At 58.1% G+C, this 18,310-nt stretch carries 20 protein-coding genes; 8 read left to right on the top strand and 12 right to left on the bottom strand.

Annotation, left to right across the window (positions count from 1 at the left end; all coding sequences use genetic code 11):
• The first annotated feature begins 1 nt into the window (after nucleotide 1).
• From rsgA to queD, 3 genes are read left to right on the top strand one after another with little or no spacing between them, the layout of a single operon-like run.
• Nucleotides 2-874 (top strand): ribosome small subunit-dependent GTPase A, encoded by an 873-nt coding sequence (rsgA, locus tag ACW4YW_RS00435; protein ID WP_457135745.1) that lies wholly within the window; start codon nucleotides 2-4, stop codon nucleotides 872-874.
• Nucleotides 871-1,794, top strand: a complete 924-nt coding sequence (locus ACW4YW_RS00430; protein ID WP_457135744.1) for a histone deacetylase family protein — start codon at nucleotides 871-873, stop codon at nucleotides 1,792-1,794. Before rsgA ends, ACW4YW_RS00430 begins: the two co-directional genes overlap by 4 nt.
• A gap of 59 nt (nucleotides 1,795-1,853) precedes the next feature.
• On the top strand, nucleotides 1,854-2,294 hold the full coding sequence (gene queD / locus ACW4YW_RS00425; RefSeq protein WP_457135743.1) for a 6-carboxytetrahydropterin synthase QueD: 441 nt from the start codon (nucleotides 1,854-1,856) through the stop codon (nucleotides 2,292-2,294).
• Between the two features lie 37 nt (nucleotides 2,295-2,331).
• On the opposite strand, the gene dnaQ is transcribed toward queD, so the two are convergent.
• From dnaQ to ACW4YW_RS00410, 3 genes are read right to left on the bottom strand one after another with little or no spacing between them, the layout of a single operon-like run.
• Nucleotides 2,332-3,021 carry a DNA polymerase III subunit epsilon gene (gene dnaQ, locus ACW4YW_RS00420; protein WP_457135742.1) on the bottom strand — a complete coding sequence of 230 codons (690 nt, stop codon included), beginning with the start codon at nucleotides 3,019-3,021 and terminating at the stop codon, nucleotides 2,332-2,334.
• Between the two features lie 8 nt (nucleotides 3,022-3,029).
• Nucleotides 3,030-3,485 (bottom strand): ribonuclease HI, encoded by a 456-nt coding sequence (gene rnhA, locus ACW4YW_RS00415; RefSeq protein ID WP_457135741.1) that lies wholly within the window; start codon nucleotides 3,483-3,485, stop codon nucleotides 3,030-3,032.
• Complete coding sequence (locus ACW4YW_RS00410; protein ID WP_457135740.1) at nucleotides 3,478-4,200, bottom strand: methyltransferase domain-containing protein; 723 nt, start codon at nucleotides 4,198-4,200, stop codon at nucleotides 3,478-3,480. The genes rnhA and ACW4YW_RS00410 overlap by 8 nt, the downstream gene beginning before the upstream one ends.
• 51 nt (nucleotides 4,201-4,251) lie before the next feature.
• Here ACW4YW_RS00410 and gloB point away from each other — a divergent pair, with 51 nt between their 5' ends.
• The 5 genes from gloB (at nucleotide 4,252) to ACW4YW_RS00385 (ending at nucleotide 10,248) form a co-directional block, all read left to right on the top strand.
• Complete coding sequence (gloB, locus tag ACW4YW_RS00405; protein WP_457135739.1) at nucleotides 4,252-5,004, top strand: hydroxyacylglutathione hydrolase; 753 nt, start codon at nucleotides 4,252-4,254, stop codon at nucleotides 5,002-5,004.
• 114 nt (nucleotides 5,005-5,118) lie between these two features.
• Entirely contained in the window at nucleotides 5,119-6,681 is a 1,563-nt protein-coding gene (locus ACW4YW_RS00400; protein WP_457135738.1) for a LysM peptidoglycan-binding domain-containing protein, read from the top strand.
• Nucleotides 6,682-6,693: 12 nt separating this feature from the next.
• Complete coding sequence (locus ACW4YW_RS00395) at nucleotides 6,694-8,349, top strand: peptide-binding protein (RefSeq protein ID WP_457135737.1); 1,656 nt, start codon at nucleotides 6,694-6,696, stop codon at nucleotides 8,347-8,349.
• A 58-nt stretch (nucleotides 8,350-8,407) separates the two neighbouring features.
• Nucleotides 8,408-9,427, top strand: a complete 1,020-nt coding sequence (locus tag ACW4YW_RS00390; protein WP_457135736.1) for an ABC transporter permease — start codon at nucleotides 8,408-8,410, stop codon at nucleotides 9,425-9,427.
• Nucleotides 9,424-10,248 carry an ABC transporter permease gene (locus ACW4YW_RS00385; RefSeq protein ID WP_457135735.1) on the top strand — a complete coding sequence of 275 codons (825 nt, stop codon included), beginning with the start codon at nucleotides 9,424-9,426 and terminating at the stop codon, nucleotides 10,246-10,248. Before ACW4YW_RS00390 ends, ACW4YW_RS00385 begins: the two co-directional genes overlap by 4 nt.
• Nucleotides 10,249-10,262: 14 nt before the next feature.
• Here ACW4YW_RS00385 and ACW4YW_RS00380 read toward each other — a convergent pair whose 3' ends face one another.
• The 9 genes from ACW4YW_RS00380 to pabC all read right to left on the bottom strand — a co-directional run bounded on the left by ACW4YW_RS00380 (nucleotide 10,263) and on the right by pabC (nucleotide 18,263).
• A complete protein-coding gene (locus ACW4YW_RS00380; RefSeq protein WP_457135734.1) occupies nucleotides 10,263-12,005 on the bottom strand; it encodes a putative bifunctional diguanylate cyclase/phosphodiesterase in 1,743 nt (580 codons plus the stop codon).
• A gap of 434 nt (nucleotides 12,006-12,439) precedes the next feature.
• Nucleotides 12,440-12,814 (bottom strand): hypothetical protein, encoded by a 375-nt coding sequence (locus ACW4YW_RS00375; protein WP_457135733.1) that lies wholly within the window; start codon nucleotides 12,812-12,814, stop codon nucleotides 12,440-12,442.
• A 61-nt stretch (nucleotides 12,815-12,875) separates the two neighbouring features.
• Nucleotides 12,876-13,646 (bottom strand): MBL fold metallo-hydrolase, encoded by a 771-nt coding sequence (locus tag ACW4YW_RS00370; RefSeq protein ID WP_457135732.1) that lies wholly within the window; start codon nucleotides 13,644-13,646, stop codon nucleotides 12,876-12,878.
• On the bottom strand, nucleotides 13,637-14,413 hold the full coding sequence (locus tag ACW4YW_RS00365) for a TatD family hydrolase (protein ID WP_457135731.1): 777 nt from the start codon (nucleotides 14,411-14,413) through the stop codon (nucleotides 13,637-13,639). The genes ACW4YW_RS00370 and ACW4YW_RS00365 overlap by 10 nt, the downstream gene beginning before the upstream one ends.
• Nucleotides 14,414-14,459: 46 nt before the next feature.
• A complete protein-coding gene (locus tag ACW4YW_RS00360) occupies nucleotides 14,460-14,831 on the bottom strand; it encodes a PilZ domain-containing protein (protein WP_457135730.1) in 372 nt (123 codons plus the stop codon).
• Nucleotides 14,832-14,839: 8 nt separating this feature from the next.
• Nucleotides 14,840-15,844, bottom strand: a complete 1,005-nt coding sequence (gene holB / locus ACW4YW_RS00355) for a DNA polymerase III subunit delta' (RefSeq protein ID WP_457135729.1) — start codon at nucleotides 15,842-15,844, stop codon at nucleotides 14,840-14,842.
• Nucleotides 15,841-16,452, bottom strand: coding sequence for a dTMP kinase (gene tmk / locus ACW4YW_RS00350; RefSeq protein WP_457135728.1), 612 nt, complete (start codon nucleotides 16,450-16,452; stop codon nucleotides 15,841-15,843). The genes holB and tmk overlap by 4 nt, the downstream gene beginning before the upstream one ends.
• A complete protein-coding gene (gene mltG / locus ACW4YW_RS00345; RefSeq protein ID WP_457135727.1) occupies nucleotides 16,442-17,446 on the bottom strand; it encodes an endolytic transglycosylase MltG in 1,005 nt (334 codons plus the stop codon). Before mltG ends, tmk begins: the two co-directional genes overlap by 11 nt.
• A 1-nt stretch (nucleotide 17,447) precedes the next feature.
• Nucleotides 17,448-18,263 (bottom strand): aminodeoxychorismate lyase, encoded by an 816-nt coding sequence (gene pabC / locus ACW4YW_RS00340; RefSeq protein ID WP_457135726.1) that lies wholly within the window; start codon nucleotides 18,261-18,263, stop codon nucleotides 17,448-17,450.
• Between the last annotated feature and the right edge of the window lie 47 nt (nucleotides 18,264-18,310).

Here is an 18,310-nt window from a genome sequence, read left to right as displayed (position 1 = left end):
CTTGTCGAATGCGCTGTTGAACGGCCTGGTCGTAGCCTCCTACGGCAAGCGCTACGGAGTGGAGCTGGAGGACGGCGCCGAGTTGAGCTGCGTCACCAGGGGCAAGAAAACCGACCTTGCCTGCGGCGACAGGGTCAAGGTCAAGCTGACCGGCCCGAGCGAAGGCGTGGTAGAGCAGCTTGAATCCAGGAGCAGCCTGCTCTACCGCAGCAACAGCTTCCGCAGCAAGATGCTCGCCGCCAATGTCAGCCAGGCCTTGATCGTGCTGGCGACGCAGCCGAGTTTTTACGAGGAGCTCTTGAACCGCTGCCTGGTGGCGTGCGAGGCGGCAGGTGTCAAGGCGGTGATCGTGCTCAACAAATGCGATCTCGACAATGCCGATGACGTCATGTCGCGGCTGCAGGATTATGCCGCATTGGGCTACATCATCCAGCCGCTATCGGCACGGGATGATATCTCCCCGCTCAGGCAATGGCTCGCTGGGGAAACCAGCGTATTGGTAGGCCAGTCCGGCATGGGGAAATCCACCATCGTCAATGCGTTGCTGCCAGATAAGATGGTCAGGACGCAGGAGGTATCGACCGTGCTCGATAGCGGGAAACACACCACCACAGCCGCCCATCTCTACCACCTGGATGCGACAAGCAAGCTGATCGACTCTCCCGGCCTGCAGGAATTCGGCCTGCACCACCTCGACGGCGAGCAATTGGAATTGGCATTCGTCGAGTTCCGCCCCTACCTGGGCAAATGCCGTTTCAACAACTGTCGCCACCTCAAGGAGCCTGACTGCGCCATCCGGGCGGCAGCCGATGCAGGCGCGATATTGCCGCGGCGACTCGCCTACTACCAGCAGCTACGCCAGGAAATCGCATGACGACCGCACTGGTGTCCCATCCCGATACGCTGCTGCATGTCATGGATGGCAAACACCCCGAGTCGCCCGCGCGCATCACAGCCATCATGGATGCGCTTTCGACACAGCAACTGCTTGGCAAGCTGCAGCGCCACGAGGCGCCGCAAGCCGACGATGAAGCCCTGCTGCGCGTGCATGACGCCGCCTATATCGAGCATATCCGCAGCATTGCGCCCCGCGCTGGCATCGTGAGGCTGGACCCGGATACCGCCATGGGGCCGATGTCCTTGACGGCATGCCTGCATGCCACCGGTGCCGTCATCAAGGCTGTCGACCTGGTGATGAAAAAGCAGGCCGCCAATGCCTTCTGCTGCATACGCCCGCCCGGGCACCATGCAGGCAAGACGCGGGCGGCGGGTTTCTGCATCTTCAACCATATTTCCGCAGGCGTTGCCTATGCGCTTGCTGCCTACAAGCTGGACCGTGTCGCGATTCTGGATTTCGACGTGCATCATGGCGACGGCACCGAGGATATATTCCGCAACGATCCGCGCGTCATGTTGTGCTCCACCTTCCAGCATCCCTTCTACCCGCATAGCGGAGCGGACACGCGCTCAGAGCACATGGTCAACGTGCCCCTGGCTGCGGGGAGCGACGGTCAGGTATTTCGCGAAGCGGTCCTGAAGAACTTCGAACCGGCACTGCAACGCTTCCGTCCGCAGATGCTTTTCATATCCGCGGGGTTCGATGCGCATGAAAACGACCCGCTGGCGCACCTGAAGCTCAATAACGATGATTACCGCTGGATCACCAATTTCGCGATGACGGTTGCGGATCGATATGCGGCAAAGCGCATCGTTTCGGTACTGGAAGGCGGCTACCACCTTCCGTCGCTGGCAGAATCGGCGACGACGCATATCCGCACGCTGGCCGGGCTTTGATCGCCGGCAATACGCCAGGATGCTGAAGCCGTTGCGGGCTTTGCTGCTATAATCGCGCCATGCAAATTACCACCCGCCTTGAATTCGACGCTGGACACCGTATCCCTAGCCACAAAAGCCAGTGCCGCAACCTGCACGGTCACCGCTATGCCCTTGAAATCACGCTGTCGGGCAATATCATCGAGCAGGAAGGCGCCTCGGATAATGGCATGGTCATGGATTTTTCCGACGTCAAGGCCATCGCCAAGCGTTGCGTGGTGGACCAATGGGATCATGCCTTCCTGGTATACCAGGGCGATACCGCGGTGCTGGAATTCCTGCGCAGCCTGCCCGATCACAAGACCGTGGTCTTCGGCACCGTGCCGACCGCAGAAAACATGGCGGCGGAAGCGTTCCGCATTCTCAAGGCGCAATACCACGACACCTACGGCACCCAGCTCAAGCTGGAACGGGTGCGGCTCTACGAAACGCCCAACAGCTGGGCCGACGCGCTAACTTAGTCTAGTCTGACCTACCTCGGCGTCCGCCCGGCCATTGCTATTGCGTCCACACGCAGGCGCCGCCCTTGTTCAGGGCTTGCAGATATTCCTCATGCGCCGCCTGCTCAGACTCGCTGGCAGCGAGCACCTGCAATGGCTTGCTGCGCGTCAGCCTGATTTCCCCGTTGCCCTCTATCGGCCCGTGGTCCAGCATATCGATCATCAGGCTTTCCTGGCCGCGCGTCATGGCCATGTAGACGTCGGCGAGCAATTCCGCATCCAGCAAGGCGCCGTGCAGCGTGCGTGACGAATTGTCTATGCCGTAATGCCGGCACAGGGCATCCAGGTTGTTACGCTGCCCTGGGCGCATTTCCTTGGCCATTTTCAGCGTATCGATGATCTCCATCACGCTGTGCTCGATATTCTGACGCTCTATCCTATTGAGCTCGGCATTGAGGAAGCCGATATCGAACGGAGCATTATGGATGATCAGGTCGGCACCGGAAACGAATTGCAGGAACTCGTCCACGACATCGTGAAAACGCGGCTTGTCCTGCAGGAACTCCAACGTGATGCCATGCACCTCCTGCGCCGCCTCGTCGATCTCGCGGTCGGGATTGAGGTAGACATGGAAGTGATTGTTGGTCAGCCTGCGGTTGACCAGCTCCACCCCGGCGATTTCGATAATTCGGTGCCCCTGGGCGTGATAGAGGCCCGTGGTTTCAGTATCGAGAAAAATCTGTCGCATGCTCATCCTTATGCCACCTCGCGGCCCAGCACCTGGTCAACGCCCTTGTTCGCCAACGCATCGGCACGCTCATTGCCCACATTGCCTGCGTGTCCCTTGACCCAAACCCACTCGATCTGATGCTGCTGCACCAGGCTATCCAGGGTCTTCCATAGGTCGACATTCTTCACGGGTTTTTTGTCGCTGGTCAGCCAGTTTCTTGCCTTCCAGCCATGCACCCACTCGGTGATGCCCTTCTGCACATAGACTGAGTCCGTGTAGATTTTCACCACGCATTGGCGCTTCAAGGCTTCAAGCGCCCGGATCACCGCGGTGAGCTCCATGCGGTTATTGGTCGTCACCAGCTCACCGCCCCAAAGCTCTTTCTCATGCCCGGCAAATGACAGCCATGCGCCCCAGCCGCCGGGGCCTGGATTGCCCTTGCAGGCACCATCGGCATAAATTTCGATCACGCTACTACTCATGTTTTTTCTGTATATCCGTTTTTTGGGTTGGTGTGGGCAACAGGCCGGCCTTGAGCTTGGACTTGTTCCATGCAGGTTTGATCAGGCGCATGCTGACGACCCGTTTTTTCGCCAGCACAAAGTATACTCCACCCATCAAGGGCCAAAGCCTTTCCCCAAGACGTTCTGCCATCCGAAGGCGGCCGTGGCCGCTGCTATTGCGGAAAGGCGGCATATGGCATGCCATCGTCACCTCGCCGACTTCGAAATCCAGCAACGCCAGCCAGTCCTTGACCCGCATCAGGCTGAGGAAATTCGCATCCCAGGGATAAACGTCGTGGTCGCTGGCCAGGCGGCGTGCGCCCCAGGCGCTGAGCGGGTTGAAACCGGTGATGACGATATGCCCCTCCGGCACCAGGACGCGCGCGGCCTCACGCAAGGTCTGGTGCGGATGCTCGCTGAAATCCAGGGTATGAGGCAACAGCAACAAGTCCAGGCTGTCAGCCTGCAGCGGGAGCTGGTGCGACGCGCAGCGTATCATGCCATCCGCGACATCGGCATTGAATTGGTAGGGAATGCGGCAATGCCGCAACAATGGCATCTTCAGCATGCCGAACTGCATGGCGTTGAAGCCGAAGATATTGTGGACCACCCGGTCGAACAGTGCCTGCTCCTGCTCCTGCAAGTATTGTCCTAACGGGCTGGCAAGCCATTGCTCCTGTTTCTCTATTGACATCGGGCTTCCAACATATCATTAATAGACATCGCGCTTTGACCGATCACTTAGATGCCTGAGATTATCCCGATTCCCGCCTTCCAGGACAATTATATCTGGCTATTGCACCAGCATGGCCATGCCGTCGTGGTGGATCCGGGCGACGCCCAGCCCGTGCTGGAAGCATTGTCCGCAAATGATTTACAGCTGGATGCCATCCTGGTCACCCATCACCACATGGATCATATCGGCGGCGTGGAAGCGTTGATCCACGCCACGTCAGCCCGGGTATTCGCGCCCGAAAAAGAGCAATATCCGTTTCCGCACCAGCCTGTCGTTGTCGGCGACCGGCTGGATTTTGCCGAGCTTTCACTTTCGCTGGCAGTGCTGGAAGTCCCCGGGCACACCCTGGGCCATGTTGCCTATTGCGGCAACGGCGTGCTGTTTTGCGGCGACACCTTGTTTGGCGCGGGCTGCGGCCGCCTGTTTGAAGGGACGCCTGCGCAAATGTACGCATCGCTGCAACAATTGGCGGCATTGCCTGCGGATACAAAGGTGTACTGCGCGCATGAATATACCGAGCACAACCTCAAATTCGCCCTTTCCCTGCAGCCGGGCCATGTAGCACTGCTTGCGCGCCAGCAGGCGACCGGTATCTTACGGGCCAAAGGCCTGCCCAGCCTGCCTTCCAGCCTGGCGTTGGAGCTGGCCACCAACCCGTTCCTGCGTTGCCACGAACCTGGCGTGATCGCGGCATCTGGCGCTACAGCATCTGACCCGATGAGCGTTTTTGCGGCGATACGGGAAATGAGAAACCATTTTTAATCATTGAGATAATGAAGTTACTTCAAGTCAGGTGTTTATTTTTGCCATAGACTTGACGCTGCATTCCTTCATTCGCTACTATCCTAGCACCCGAAGCCATCACGAGAAGTGTGAATGACTGTGAAGTCCCTGCTGAAGCTGGTATTACTGGCGTCACCTATCATTACAGCTCCCGCAGCTTACGCTGTCACCAATGTGGTCGGCGACGAGATCGTGATTCTCGGCGATTATCCCAGCGATGATGTCGCAGGCTACATGCCTGACAGCGCCAGCCTGCAGGGCCAGGAAAACCTCGCCACCTTCGATTTGTGGCAGCGGATTCGCGACGGCTACGGCATCCCTGAACTGCAGTCCCCGATCACCAGCACGCACGAAAGCTGGTACTCTTCTCGCCCAGACTACGTCAAGCGTATGGTAGACCGCAGTCAGCGCTATCTCTACCATATCGTCGAAGAAGTGCAGAAACGCGGCATGCCCACGGAAATCGCGTTGCTGCCCATGATAGAAAGCGCATTCAATCCACAGGCGCTCTCGCGCAGCAGCGCCTCTGGCATCTGGCAATTCATCCCGTCGACCGGCAAGAATTTCGGCCTCAAGCAGGATTGGTGGACGGACGGACGCCGCGACGTCACTGCCGCGACCAACGCCGCGCTCAACTACCTGCAGAAGCTGTATATTATGTTTGGCACCTGGGACCTCGCCCTGGCGGCCTACAACGCGGGTGAAGGCACAGTGAGCCGCGCGATTGCCCGCAACCGCAGCCTGGGCTTGCCTACCGACTACCAAAGCCTGGAACTGTCCGACGAGACAAAAAACTACGTGCCCAAGCTACAGGCGGTCAAGAACATCATGACCAACCCGCAACGCTACGGCCTGAGCATACAAAGCATTCCCAACCGCCCCTACTTCGTCAAAGTCACCGCCCCGCAACAGATCGACGCGAAACTGGCCGCAGAGTTGGCCGAAATCTCCGCCGAAGAATTCGCTTCGCTCAACCCCGAATACAATCGTCCGGTACTCACCGCCAACGGCCAGGTGCATGAAATCCTGCTGCCGATCAGCGCGGCCGAGATTTTCACCAACAACCTGGCCGTCTACGACAAGCCGCTGGTCAACTGGCAAACTTATCACGCCAAGCGAGGCGAACGTATGGACAGCATCGCGCGTAAGTTCGGCATCGACCCGGCAAAGCTGCGTGACATCAACGGCCTGAGTGCGAACAACCTCAACAGCAACATGCCGCTGCTGGTTCCGGTACGGGCGGACACAGTCAGCGATGCTGCGATTGCCATCGCCGACCATGGGCAGATCGCGATTGCCGCCGCCAGCGTGACGCTACCCAGCACGATCAAGCACACGGTAAAAAGCGGCGATACCATCAGCAGCATTGCCAAACGCTACAACATCAGCAACCAGCAGCTGATGAGCATGAACGGCTTGAAATCCAGCACATTGAAGCCCGGCCAGACGCTCACCGTTACAGGGTCGCCTGCCGCATCTGCCGCAGCGAAGAAGATCGCCAGCCGCCACTACGTCGTCAAACGCGGCGACACCCTGGACAGCATTGCGCGCAAGTTCGACGTGCAAAGCAAGGATTTGAAGCGCTGGAACAACCTGACCGGCTCCCACATTGCACCAGGCAACAAATTGACGGTTTCCCGTCCCGACGAGGCTTGATGGCTTTCCCGCATGCGTGACCTCTTCCAAGCACTGAGTTGCCCTGCCGTCGTGACCGTATTGCTGGCCGCCTGTCTTGCAGCCTGCGGCCGCGCTCCTGTCGAGCAAGCGGTCAACTATGACCTCGAGTACCCGCCGGAAAACGGCGGCACGATGATCGACGCCACGCGCGGCGAACCCAGCGGCTTGATTACGATGATTGCTGGCGAGGCTGCCGCATCCGCAGTGGCGCAGAACATCTTCAGCAGCTTGCTGCGCTATGACAGAAATCTGGAATTCGAAGGAGAGCTGGCTGAATCATGGCAGATTTCCCCGGACCAGAAAGTCATCACCTTCAAGCTCAAGCCCAACCTGAAATGGGCGGACGGCAAACCCCTCACCAGCGCGGACGTCCTATTCACCTGGAAGCTCATCACCGACGACAAGACCAGGACGCCCTACGCCTCAGACTACAAGCTCGTCATCAAGGCCGAAACGCCTGATGCACGCACGTTCAGGGTCAGCTATGCCGAGCCTTACGCCCCGGCGGTCAACTCCTGGGCGGGGCTGGACATCCTGCCCAAGCACCTGTTGGAAGGCAAGGATATCAACAATACGTCCTTTGCCCGCAACCCGGTGGGTAGCCATTACTACAAGCTGGAGAAATGGCGTCCCGGCGAGCAGATTTCCCTCGTGAGCAACCCCCTTTCCACGCAAGGAACACCGAGGATAGAGCGCCTGGTGAGCAGGTTCATTCCTGACGAGGCTTCGCAGTTCCTCGAGTTGATGGCCAACAATATCGACACCATGGCGCTGTCGCCGGTGCAATACGCGCGCATCTTCCCCGCACGGCCAGAGCTGCAGAAAAAATTCTCGCTCTACAAGGAGCTGGGCAATAGCTACACCTACCTTGGCTTCAACCTTAAGCGCAAGCCTTTCAACGATGTCCGGGTGCGCAAGGCCATCAATTACGCCATCAACAAGCAGGAGCTGATCGACGGCGTGTTGCTGGGCATGGGGGAGCCGGTCGCCTCCCCTTACAAGCCGGGCACTCGCTGGTCCAATCCCAACCTCAAGCCATACAGTTACGACCCCGCCAAAGCCAGGGCCTTGCTTGAGCAGGCCGGGTTCAAGAAAAACAGGAACGGCATCCTGGAACGCAACGGCAAGCCGCTTTCCTTCGAGATTCTTACCAACCAGAACAAGCAGCGTGAAATGAGCGCAGTGCTGATTCAGCGCCGACTCAAGGAGATCGGCATCGATGTGCAGATCAGGGTGCTGGAATGGGCCAGCTTCATCGGCCGCTTCATCAAGACCGGCGATTTCGACGTGGTATTGCTCGGCTGGCAATTAGCGGTCGACCCGGACCAGTATGCCATCTGGCACTCATCCCAGCAGGCACCCGGCCAGTTCAATTTCATCGGCTACAAGAACCAGCGCGTTGACCGCCTATTGGAGCGCGGACGCATGGAGCTCAACCCGGACAAGCGCATGAGCACCTACCACGAATTCGCGGAGATCCTGCTTGAGGATAGCCCCATCGTTTACCTGTTCGCAGGCTACGGCCTGCAAGCCATGCACAAGCGCATCAAGGGCATAGACAACCCTGCCCCGCCTGCCGGGATCGGGCACAACTCACAGGACTGGTACATTCCCAGGCCATTGCGACGCACGGAGATCAGCCAGTGATGTCGATTGCTGCCAATATGTTCGCTGACCTTGGACCTTCTTTCAGGAAGGCCTGCGCATGTTGAAATACCTATTAAAGCGCCTGTTCTGGATGGTGCCGCTGCTGATCGGCATCAGCCTGGTTTCTTTCCTGATCATCCATCTCGCGCCTGGCGACATCACCACCACCGAGGCCGGCTTCGACCCCAAGGCCAGCGAGGAGTCGCGCCAGAAGCTGCGCGAACTGTACAACCTGGACAAGCCCGTGATCGTGCAGTACGGCCTGTGGCTGCAGCGCATGGTCAAGCTGGATTTCGGCACTTCATTCGCCTCTCATCAACGCCCGGTGTTCTGGCAGACCAAGGACAAGGATGGCAACGTCACACCGGGCATGATCCAGGAAGCGCTGCCCATTACCCTGCTGATCAATGTATTGAGCCTGGGCTTGATCATCGTTATCGCGCTGCCGCTAGGCGTCGTCTCGGCCTTGACGCAGAATCGCCTGCCGGACCGCGCCATCACGCTGTTCGTCTTCGTCGGGTTTGCCATCCCGGGCTTCTGGCTGGCATTGCTGCTGATGTACTGGACCGGCGTCATCAATGACTGGCTGCCCATTTCCGGGCTGCACAGCCAGGGCGCCGAGCATATGCATTGGCTCGCCTACACCTGGGATGCGTTGAAGCACCTGGCATTGCCGGTCTTCATCTCGGCATTGAGCGGCTTGGCGGGCATTTCCCTGTTTGTGCGCAACGGCATGCTGGACGTATTGCACCAGGATTACATCACCACCGCGCGCGCCAAGGGCCTGCCGGAAAACACCGTGGTCTATGGCCATGCCTTGCGCAATGCGTTATTGCCGCTCATCACGATTTTCGGCCTCTCCATTCCCGGCCTCATCGGCGGCTCCGTGATCGCGGAATCCATCTTCGCCATCCCCGGCATGGGCAAGCTGTTCTATGACGCCGTATTGATGCGAGACTTCCCCGTCATCATGGGCATACTCACCATAGGCTCGGCGCTGACGTTGCTGGGCAACCTGCTGGCCGACCTTGCCTACGCCTGGGCCGATCCGCGCGTACGCCGTGGAGTGATGCAATGAAGCGCGCGCTTTCGAATCCCCTGGCCTTGGCCGGTTTCATCATCATCGTCAGCATTTTCCTGCTGGCATTGCTGGCGCCGTTGATCGCGCCGTACGAACCGGATGCCATCGACGTCAAGGCGATATTGCTCAGCCCTTCGTCCAGCCACTTGATGGGCACTGACGCGCTGGGTCGCGACGTATTCTCGCGCATGCTGTACGGTGCGCGCATCTCCCTGCTTGTCGGCTTGGTCGCCGTCGGCATCGCCACGGCGATCGGCATCGTCCTCGGCGCGATCGCCGGCTATTACCGCGGCTGGGTGGACGTGCTGATCATGCGGACGGTCGACGTGATGCTGTCGATTCCCACCTTCTTCCTGATCTTGGCGGTCATCGCATTCCTGACGCCCTCGATCTGGAACATCATGATCATTATCGGCCTCACTTCCTGGATGGGCGTCACCCGCCTCGTGCGGGCCGAGTTCCTCAGCCTGCGCAACCGCGAGTTCGTCATGGCCTCGGAAACCCTGGGGGCCAGCGACAACCGGTTGATTTTCAGGCACTTGCTGCCCAATAGCATGACGCCCGTGATCGTTAGCTCGGTGCTCGGCGTGGCGAGCGCAGTGCTGATCGAGTCCGGCTTGAGCTTCCTGGGGCTGGGCGTGCAAGCGCCGCAAGCGTCATGGGGCAACATCCTCACCGACGGCAAGGAATATATCCAATTTGCCTGGTGGCTATCCCTGTTCCCCGGGCTGGCCATCCTGATTACCGTGTTGGGTTACAACCTGTTCGGCGAGGGCTTGCGCGACGTATACGACCCGCGCTCGTCGCAATCGCGCTAGTTTTTGCGCCTGCATCAATGCAGCAAGCCCTGAAATTCCTCCAGCGGTAGCGGTCTGGAGAAAAGGTAGCCCTGGAATGCCGTGCAGCCGTACTGTCGCAGCATTTCCATTTGCTCACGGGTTTCCACCCCTTCGGCAATCACTTGCAGGTCCAGCGCTGCCGCCATCGCGATAATGGCTTTCACGATCACGGCATCGTTGGCGTTGTGCACGATATTGCCGACGAAGCTGCGGTCTATCTTGAGCTGGTTCAACGGCAAGCGCTTCAGGTGCACCAATGAAGAGTAGCCGGTGCCGAAATCATCCATGGCAAAATGAATCCCGAGCTGCTGCAGCTCGAGCATTTTCTGCGCATTGTCCGAGGTTCCTTCCATGACAAGGCTTTCTGTCAGCTCGATCTTCAGGCGCGCCGGATTGATCTTGGTCGCTTCCAATATATCCCTGATCTGCTTGACGAAATCCTCCTGGCACAGCTGGCGGATGCTGATGTTGACCGATAGCACCAAATTGCGGGTATGTTCATGCCGCTCCCACGCCTTGAGCTGCCGGCAGGCTGCGCTGAGCACGTAATGGCCGATGGGCAGGATCAGCCCGGTTTCCTCGGCGAGAGAGATGAATTGAGCCGGAGGCACAAGGCCACGCACTGGATGCAGCCAGCGCAGCAACACCTCTGCCCCGTAAGCGTGTTGCTCCGCGTCTACCTGAACCTGATAATAAAGCAGAAGCTGGTTTTGGCTGACTGCCATGCGCAGGTCCGCCTCCAGCCCTGCCTTGCGCTCTATCATTTCCTGCATGTGGGGGTCGAATAGGCAAGAGGTATTGCGCCCGGTCTGCTTGGCCTGGTACATCGCCGTATCCGCACGGCGCAGGATTTCATGGATGTTGTCTTCGCCGCTCAGGATGCTGATACCGACACTGGCCGTGCAGTGGTAGCGGTAGCCTTTTAGCTCGTAGGTATGGCTGATCGCCTGGCATACCTTTTCCGCCACGCGCAAGGCTCCTTGCGTCGCAAGCTGCTCATCGCCGCTGATGTCTTCCAGCACCACCAGGAACTCGTCACCGCCGAACCTGGCCACCATGTCGTTTTGCCGCACCGAGCTGCGCAGCCTGGAGGAAACCTCGGTCAGCAGCAGGTCGCCGAAATCATGGCCCTTGGTATCATTCAGCGTCTTGAAGTTATCCAGGTCGATGAAGAAAATGGCGCCATAGGTTTTATTTTGCTGGCTGTTGACCAATGCCAGCGAAAGCCGGTCCATCAGCAAGCGTCGGTTGGGCAACTGGGTCAAAGGGTCGTAGAAGGCCAGGCGATAGATATTTTCCTTGGCCTCTTTCTGCTGGCTGACATCGGAAAAAGTGGCGATGTAGTTGATGATGTGGCTGCGGTCATCGGTGATTGCCCTGATCGTCAGCAGCTTGGGGTAAATGGTGCCGTCCTTGCGTTTGTCCCAGACTTCGCCCTGCCAGTAATGATGCTCGCGTAACTCATTCCACATCCTGCGGTAAAACAACGCATCCTGCCGGCCGGACTTCAGTAGCGAAGGCGTCATGCCCACCACCTCGTCCTGGCGGTATCCAGTCAGGCGGGTGAAGGCGCTATTGACCTTCAAAATGATATTGTTGGCATCCGTCACCAGAATGCCGTCCTGGCTTTCAAAGGCGTGGCGGGTAATCCTGAGTTCGCTCTCTGCCTTCAGCAGGCGTTTTCTCAACTCGGCGACTTCGTGTTGCAGCAGTTCACATTGATCCCGCAGTTCCATGCTTGGCAGCAAATGGTGCAGCAACCTGCTCAGCCATCGCGGACATTTAAAGCCTTGTAAAGTGGCAGCCAGGGCACCGGTCCGCACAACAAAGCCTACGTCATTCATATTCCCCGTGAAAAACGCCATTTCATCACTTTCGGTGTTATTGATATTGTGACTACTGCAAGACACATAACCACTATTTTAAAATGGTTATTTTGATAAAAAAATATCGCTTGTTTTTACAACGATTGCCATGCGCCTTGAATGCTTGCAATCGAAGCTATGAAGCTTTAATCAATAGTTAAATGTTAAATTGGCGACAAATAAAGCGTCAATCGATTTCCACAATTTGAGAATAGTACATTTGGCCTATTCAATTGCCTTACACAAAATAAATCCTGATTACTTCATTGAATAAAAACAAAAAAGCCGGGATTTCCCGGCCTTGATTATCTGTTGTTGAAAAATGCAATATTGACACATCGGTCATTTACAAAAGTCAACTCGATGGTTTTATAAGTCCGCTTAGGGTCATATTTCACCAAGTCCTTGTAGTACCACATCTCCACCTGGTCAGGCTTGCCCTGCTTGTCCGTCGGGCGTCCAATGACGGTGGACGCGTTGCTTGGCTTGACGGACTGCTCCTTCTTGAGCGGCTCGCCAAGCTGCTTGGCGACAACGCTGCGCGTCTTGTTGCCGAATGCGCTGAGGAATTCCTCTTCGGTGTAGGTCGTCTTTTTAGGCTCGGCCATCACGGGAGCAGCCACCATGATAGATGCGAGCAACGCGCCAACCACCAGTAAACACTTCTTGTGCAATGCCATTACAACAACTCCTTCTTCCTCTGTATATAGGGCCCATCCGTCATGCGGCAAGCCCTTTTCATTAAAAATCAGCTATTTCAAGCTTGAGTCCATCATACCCTACCTGTACGGAGGATGGCAGCATTTTGCTGACCGCCTCGTACTCCATTTCATGGGTCATATGGATGAGGTAGGTTTGCTTCGCGCCGATGATGGCTGCTTGTTCCAGGCTTTGTTCAAGGCTGAAATGCGTATAGTGCGGAGTGTAGCGCAAGCAATCCAGCAACAAGACATCAAGGCCGTGCAACAGTTCCATCGATGTATCGGGAATGGCGGAGGCATCGGTCAGGTATGCCATCCTGCCAAACCGGTATCCATACATTTCCAAGGTGCCGTGCATTATCGGCACCGGGATTATCCGGGCACCGAACAAATCGAATGCGCGCTCGACCGGGTTCACGCTCAGGATGGGCAAGTCCCAGTAACTCCCGGGTTCGCGAATCGCGTAGCCGAACTTGCTGACGATATGCGCCATCGCGTCCGGCTTGCCATATAGGGGGATCTGTTGGCGCTGCTTCTGGCAAAAGGCGCGCAAGTCGTCAATGCCATGCAGGTGATCCGCATGCGTATGGGTGTAGAGCACGGCATCGACACGGGTCATGCCTTCGCGCAATGCCTGCAAGCGAATATCAGGGCCAGTATCGATGAGGATGTTCTTGCCATTGCCCAGGGTGATTAACGAGGAACAGCGGCTGCGCTTGTTCTTGGGGTTGTCTGACAGGCAGGTGGCGCACTGGCAGCCGATCACCGGCGTACCGGCGCTGGAGCCGACGCCCAGCATGGTCAGGCGCACGGGCGCGCATCCTTGAACAGGCGGAAAAAGTTTTCCGTGGTCGCCTGCTCGACTTCCTGATAGCTAATGCCGCGCAGATTGGCGATTTCCTCTGCGACATAGCGCACGTAGGCAGGCTGGTTGAGCTTGCCACGAAACGGTACCGGAGCCAGGTACGGGGAGTCGGTCTCGACCAGGATACGGTCCAGCGGCAATGTCTTGGCCACCTCTTTCAATGCCACGGCATTCTTGAACGTCACGATGCCGGAAAAAGAGATGTAGAAGCCGAGCTCTATCGCAGCCAGGGCAACTTCCAGGCTTTCGGTAAAGCAATGCATGACGCCGCCCACCCGCTCCGCGTGCTCTTCCCGCATGATGCGCAGCGTATCCTCCGCTGCATTGCGCGTATGGATCACCAGCGGCTTTTGCGCACGGATGGCCGCCCGGATATGCGTACGGAACCGTTCCCGCTGCCACTCCAGGTCGCCGGTAAGGCGGAAATAATCCAGGCCGGTCTCGCCGATAGCGACTACCTTGGGATGCGCCGCCAGTTCGACCAGTTGGTCCTCGGTGAAATCCGGCTCGTCTTCATAATCCGGATGCACGCCGACAGAGGCATAGAAATTATCATAGGCTTCAGCCACGGCGAGGACGTCGGGAAAATCAGGCAATGTCACGGAGATGCATAACGCATGCCCGACCCGCTCTTGCTGCATGGTGCCACGCAGGGCCTCAAGGTTTTGACGCAACTCTGGGAAATTCAGGTGACAGTGGGAATCAACCAACATAAAACAAATAAATCAATAAATTAAGAATTAGTATTAAAGCAAACTATTACATCGTGTGTGTAGGCCGCTGCGACTTCAACGCATTACCCAACAAGCCTTCGATCTGGTTGCGCGCCTGCAGGCCGCCGTCCTTCTCGCTCAGCTGCACACCTATCCCCTGCGGGCGGTTGCCATGCGCAACCGGGCTGATCCAGACCACGCGGCCGGCGACTTTGAGCTTGTCGGGGTTGTCAAGCAGGCTAAGCAGCATGAAGACCTCGTCGCCGATATGGAACGACTTGTTGGTCGGGATAAACAGCCCTCCCCCCTGGATAAAAGGCATATACGCCGCATACAAGGCCGCCTTTTCCTTGATCGCAAGCGACAGCACGCTGGGCTTGTGCGTTGCCTGCTTGTCTGCGCCTTCTTGCTCGCTCATGTTGACCCCTATGCGGAAAACAGCTTGCTGTACTGCAGTAACAAATGCTCGAGTTGCAGTTCGTTATTCAAAGGATGGCTGGCTGAACGCCTCGCCTCGTCAACCTGGCGCTGGAACGCCAGCAATGCGCTCAAGTCTACGCTTTTGCTCAATGCTTGCAAAGCCGCGGTATCCCGCACATGGTAACGCGGGTTCGCACCCAAGTTGACGGCGACAAGGTCGTACAGCCATTTCTGCAAGGCGGTCGCCGCCTCTTCCATGCCGATGGCGGCAAACTCGCTGGCCGAGCCGAACGGATCGAGCTTCTGGCCCTGGGCAAGCCGTGCTGGCACTAGTTGCACCTTGTCGCTGCCGGCAGCCGCCTCCGCGGCGCTGAGTGGCGACCCTCCGCTATACGCCAGCCAGTACTGGGCATCGCTTATGCCTTGCTGCTCAAGCCAGGTCAATGCCTCCCGCTCCGAGGGAGCCGGCATTTCCAGTTGCTGGCAACGGCTCATGATGGTGGGCAGCAGGCGTTGCGGATGGCTGGTCACGAGAATGAAAATGACGTCGGCCGGCGGCTCTTCCAGCATTTTCAGCAAGGCATTGGCTGAAGTCTGGTTCAAGGCGTCGGCCGGATGGATCACGACGATGCGCAACCCGTCGTTCTGGTGGCTGGAAAGCTCCAGGAAGCCGGCAAGCTCGCGTATCTGCGCCACAGATATCTGCGTGCTCTTGCGGGCTGGCTTCTTGCTGGCAGCCGAAGGCTCGGCAGCATCCTCCTGCTCCGGCGTCAGCAGGCGGTAATCGGGATGGCTGTTCTGCACGAACCAGCTGCAACTGACGCAATGGCCGCAGGCATAGCCATCATCAGCGGGCGACTGGCACAACAGCGACTGTGCCAATGTATTGGCGAACTCCAGTTTGGCGATGCCCTGTTTTCCCCTCAGCAGCAAGGCATGGTGCCTGCGTGCGCGCGACTGCTGCAAACGCTGCCAGGTGCTGGCATGCCAGGGATAACGCTGGCTTGTCATGCTCCGAACTTCTGCATGATATCGAGCACATCCACCCTGACCTCATCCAGCGGGCGGTTGCCGTCAACCAGCCGGAAACGTTGCGGCTGGGCCTCGGCGCGCGCAAGATAGCCATTGCGGATGCGGCGGAAGAATTCTGCGCTTTCGCGCTCGAACTTGTCTGGCGTCCTGGCCGCGGCCAGCCGTGCCACGCTGATTTCCACCGGCACGTCGAACAACAGGGTCAGGTCCGGCTGCAGGCCCTGCTGCACCCATGTCTCCAGCGCTTCGACCTTCTCGCGCGGCACGCCGCGCCCGCCGCATTGGTAGGCGAACGAGGCATCGGTGAAGCGGTCTGACACCACCCAGGCACCACGCGCCAATGCCGGTTCTATCACTTCGGCAATATGTTCGCGCCGTGCCGCGAACATCAGCAGGGTTTCGGTTTCCGCATGCATGCGCTCATGCAGCAGCAATTCGCGCAATTTCTCCCCCAATTGGGTGCCGCCGGGCTCGCGTGTGGAAACCACTTCCAGCCCGCGGGCCTTAAGCGCTGCGATGATGCCCTCTATGTGCGAACTCTTGCCCGCGCCATCCATGCCTTCCAGCGTAATGAATTTACCGCGCATTTCCGCCTTTCAATTGATATCGCACCACTGCGCGATTGTGTTCGGTCAGGGTACGGGAAAATTGATGGCTGCCATCGCCCTTGCCGACGAAATACAATGCATCGGTCTTGGCCGGGTGCAATGCCGCGGTAATGGCGGCCATGCCCGGCATGGCAATAGGCGTGGGAGGCAAGCCGACCCGCGTATAGGTATTGAACGGCGTATCGCGCAACAAGTCCTTCTTGCGCAGGTTGCCGTCGAACGCTTCGCCCATGCCATAGATGACGGTGGGATCGGTCTGCAAGCGCATGCCGATGCGCAGGCGGTTGAGAAATACGCCTGCAATGACGGCGCGCTCGCTCGCCTTGCCCGTCTCCTTCTCGACGATGGAGGCCATGATCAAGGCCTCATACGGAGAGCTGTAGGGCAAGCCTGCCGAGCGCTGTTCCCATGCCGCCTTCAGGCGGTTCTGCATCGCGACGTTCGCACGCTTGAGGATGTCCTGGTCGCTCATGCCCTTGCTGAAGAAATAAGTATCGGGAAAGAACAATCCTTCAGGGAGACTGCCGGCAGCGCCTATGTTGCGCATGATCTCTTCATCGGTATACGCCATGGTGAGGTGGCGCACCGATTCGTGGTTGTTCAGCGCCTGGCGCATCTGAGCAAAGGTCCAGCCCTCGATGAAGGTAATGCTGTCCTGGGTTACGTTGCCGTTGCTGAGGGTGATGAACAGCTCGTACGGCGTCTGGCCCGACTCCAGCAAATAGTTACCGGCCTTGATGCCGCCGGCCATTTTCATGGCCCTGACCAGCAGGATGAAGCTCCACGGCTCCTTGAGCACGCCCTGGTCGACCAACTGCTGGGAAATGGTGCGCAGGCTGCTGCCCATGCGCAAATCGAACTCGACCGTCTTGGTGGGAAACTGCAAAGGGGTGGTAACAAAATAAGCCATCCATGCGGCAAATGCGATGACCAGCAAGGTCACCAGCACAAACAAGCTCTTCAATATGCGCATGCTATTCCTGCAAAATTCGCCGCAACCTGCCAGCCAGTTGGCCTGCCGGCCAGGTTCGACCATTGAAATCCACAACCTGCCAAGCGCCGTAAAGGCTATTGCACATCAGCACCTCGTCGGCGTTCATCAGCTCGGTTAGCGTCAACGAGGTGATCACGGGAGTCAATCCAAGGCCGGGCGCAATATCCAGAATACGTTGGCGGGTAATACCAGCGACACCGCAGCGCTCAAGGCCGGGCGTCGCCAATATTGTACCTGAGCGTGCCAGGATATTGCTCATTACCCCCTCAATCACCAGGCCGTCCTGGTCCAGCATCACCCCTTCGCTGATGCCAGGGTCGGTCCACTCCTGCCTGGCAAGTACATTTTCCAGACGGTTGAGGTGCTTGATGCCGGCCAGCAGTGGTTGGTGCGATAGCCTGGTGCTGCAAAGATGTGCTCGAATACCTGCGTCGACATTCTGTTCAGGATAGCTGGGCAATGGGCTTCGGATGGCGATACGCGTGACGCTGACGCAATCGGCAACCGCATATCCGCGCTCGGCGATGCCGCGGGTCAATATCAGCTTGGCGACGCCATTGCCCTGGTCCGCAAACAGCCTGGCTATATCGGCTTGCCAGGTAGGTTCGTCAGGACACGGCAGTTGGAGGCGCCTGCTGTCGTCGGCCAATTTGGCATAGTGCTCTGCCCAGGCTGCCGGCTGCCCCTGCACCACGCGTATGGTGCGAAACACGCCATCGCCGTAGGCAAGGCCGCGATCCAGCGGGGATACCGCCGCATCGGGAACACCGTTAATCAGGAAGGTCGTTGTGCTCATCGGGATATGTAAAATCAACAGCCGCCCATGCTAAAGCATATGCACGG

It is taken from the genome of Methylobacillus pratensis, assembly GCF_054072455.1.
This window is presented reverse-complemented; position numbering and strand designations above follow the sequence as displayed.

Bases quoted from the DNA above. Each gene is read 5' to 3' on its own strand.
- mltG (WP_457135727.1), bottom strand. From the start codon at position 17,446: ATGCGCATATTGAAGAGCTTGTTTGTGCTGGTGACCTTGCTGGTCATC.
- ACW4YW_RS00400 (WP_457135738.1), top strand. From the start codon at position 5,119: ATGACTGTGAAGTCCCTGCTGAAGCTGGTATTACTGGCGTCACCTATC.
- rnhA (WP_457135741.1), bottom strand. From the start codon at position 3,485: ATGAGTAGTAGCGTGATCGAAATTTATGCCGATGGTGCCTGCAAGGGC.
- pabC (WP_457135726.1), bottom strand. From the start codon at position 18,263: ATGAGCACAACGACCTTCCTGATTAACGGTGTTCCCGATGCGGCGGTA.
- gloB (WP_457135739.1), top strand. From the start codon at position 4,252: ATGCCTGAGATTATCCCGATTCCCGCCTTCCAGGACAATTATATCTGG.
- ACW4YW_RS00390 (WP_457135736.1), top strand. From the start codon at position 8,408: ATGTTGAAATACCTATTAAAGCGCCTGTTCTGGATGGTGCCGCTGCTG.
- tmk (WP_457135728.1), bottom strand. From the start codon at position 16,452: ATGCGCGGTAAATTCATTACGCTGGAAGGCATGGATGGCGCGGGCAAG.
- dnaQ (WP_457135742.1), bottom strand. From the start codon at position 3,021: ATGCGACAGATTTTTCTCGATACTGAAACCACGGGCCTCTATCACGCC.
- ACW4YW_RS00380 (WP_457135734.1), bottom strand. From the start codon at position 12,005: ATGGAACTGCGGGATCAATGTGAACTGCTGCAACACGAAGTCGCCGAG.
- ACW4YW_RS00360 (WP_457135730.1), bottom strand. From the start codon at position 14,831: ATGAGCGAGCAAGAAGGCGCAGACAAGCAGGCAACGCACAAGCCCAGC.
- ACW4YW_RS00395 (WP_457135737.1), top strand. From the start codon at position 6,694: ATGCGTGACCTCTTCCAAGCACTGAGTTGCCCTGCCGTCGTGACCGTA.
- ACW4YW_RS00430 (WP_457135744.1), top strand. From the start codon at position 871: ATGACGACCGCACTGGTGTCCCATCCCGATACGCTGCTGCATGTCATG.
- ACW4YW_RS00410 (WP_457135740.1), bottom strand. From the start codon at position 4,200: ATGTCAATAGAGAAACAGGAGCAATGGCTTGCCAGCCCGTTAGGACAA.
- queD (WP_457135743.1), top strand. From the start codon at position 1,854: ATGCAAATTACCACCCGCCTTGAATTCGACGCTGGACACCGTATCCCT.
- ACW4YW_RS00375 (WP_457135733.1), bottom strand. From the start codon at position 12,814: ATGGCATTGCACAAGAAGTGTTTACTGGTGGTTGGCGCGTTGCTCGCA.
- ACW4YW_RS00385 (WP_457135735.1), top strand. From the start codon at position 9,424: ATGAAGCGCGCGCTTTCGAATCCCCTGGCCTTGGCCGGTTTCATCATC.
- holB (WP_457135729.1), bottom strand. From the start codon at position 15,844: ATGACAAGCCAGCGTTATCCCTGGCATGCCAGCACCTGGCAGCGTTTG.
- ACW4YW_RS00365 (WP_457135731.1), bottom strand. From the start codon at position 14,413: ATGTTGGTTGATTCCCACTGTCACCTGAATTTCCCAGAGTTGCGTCAA.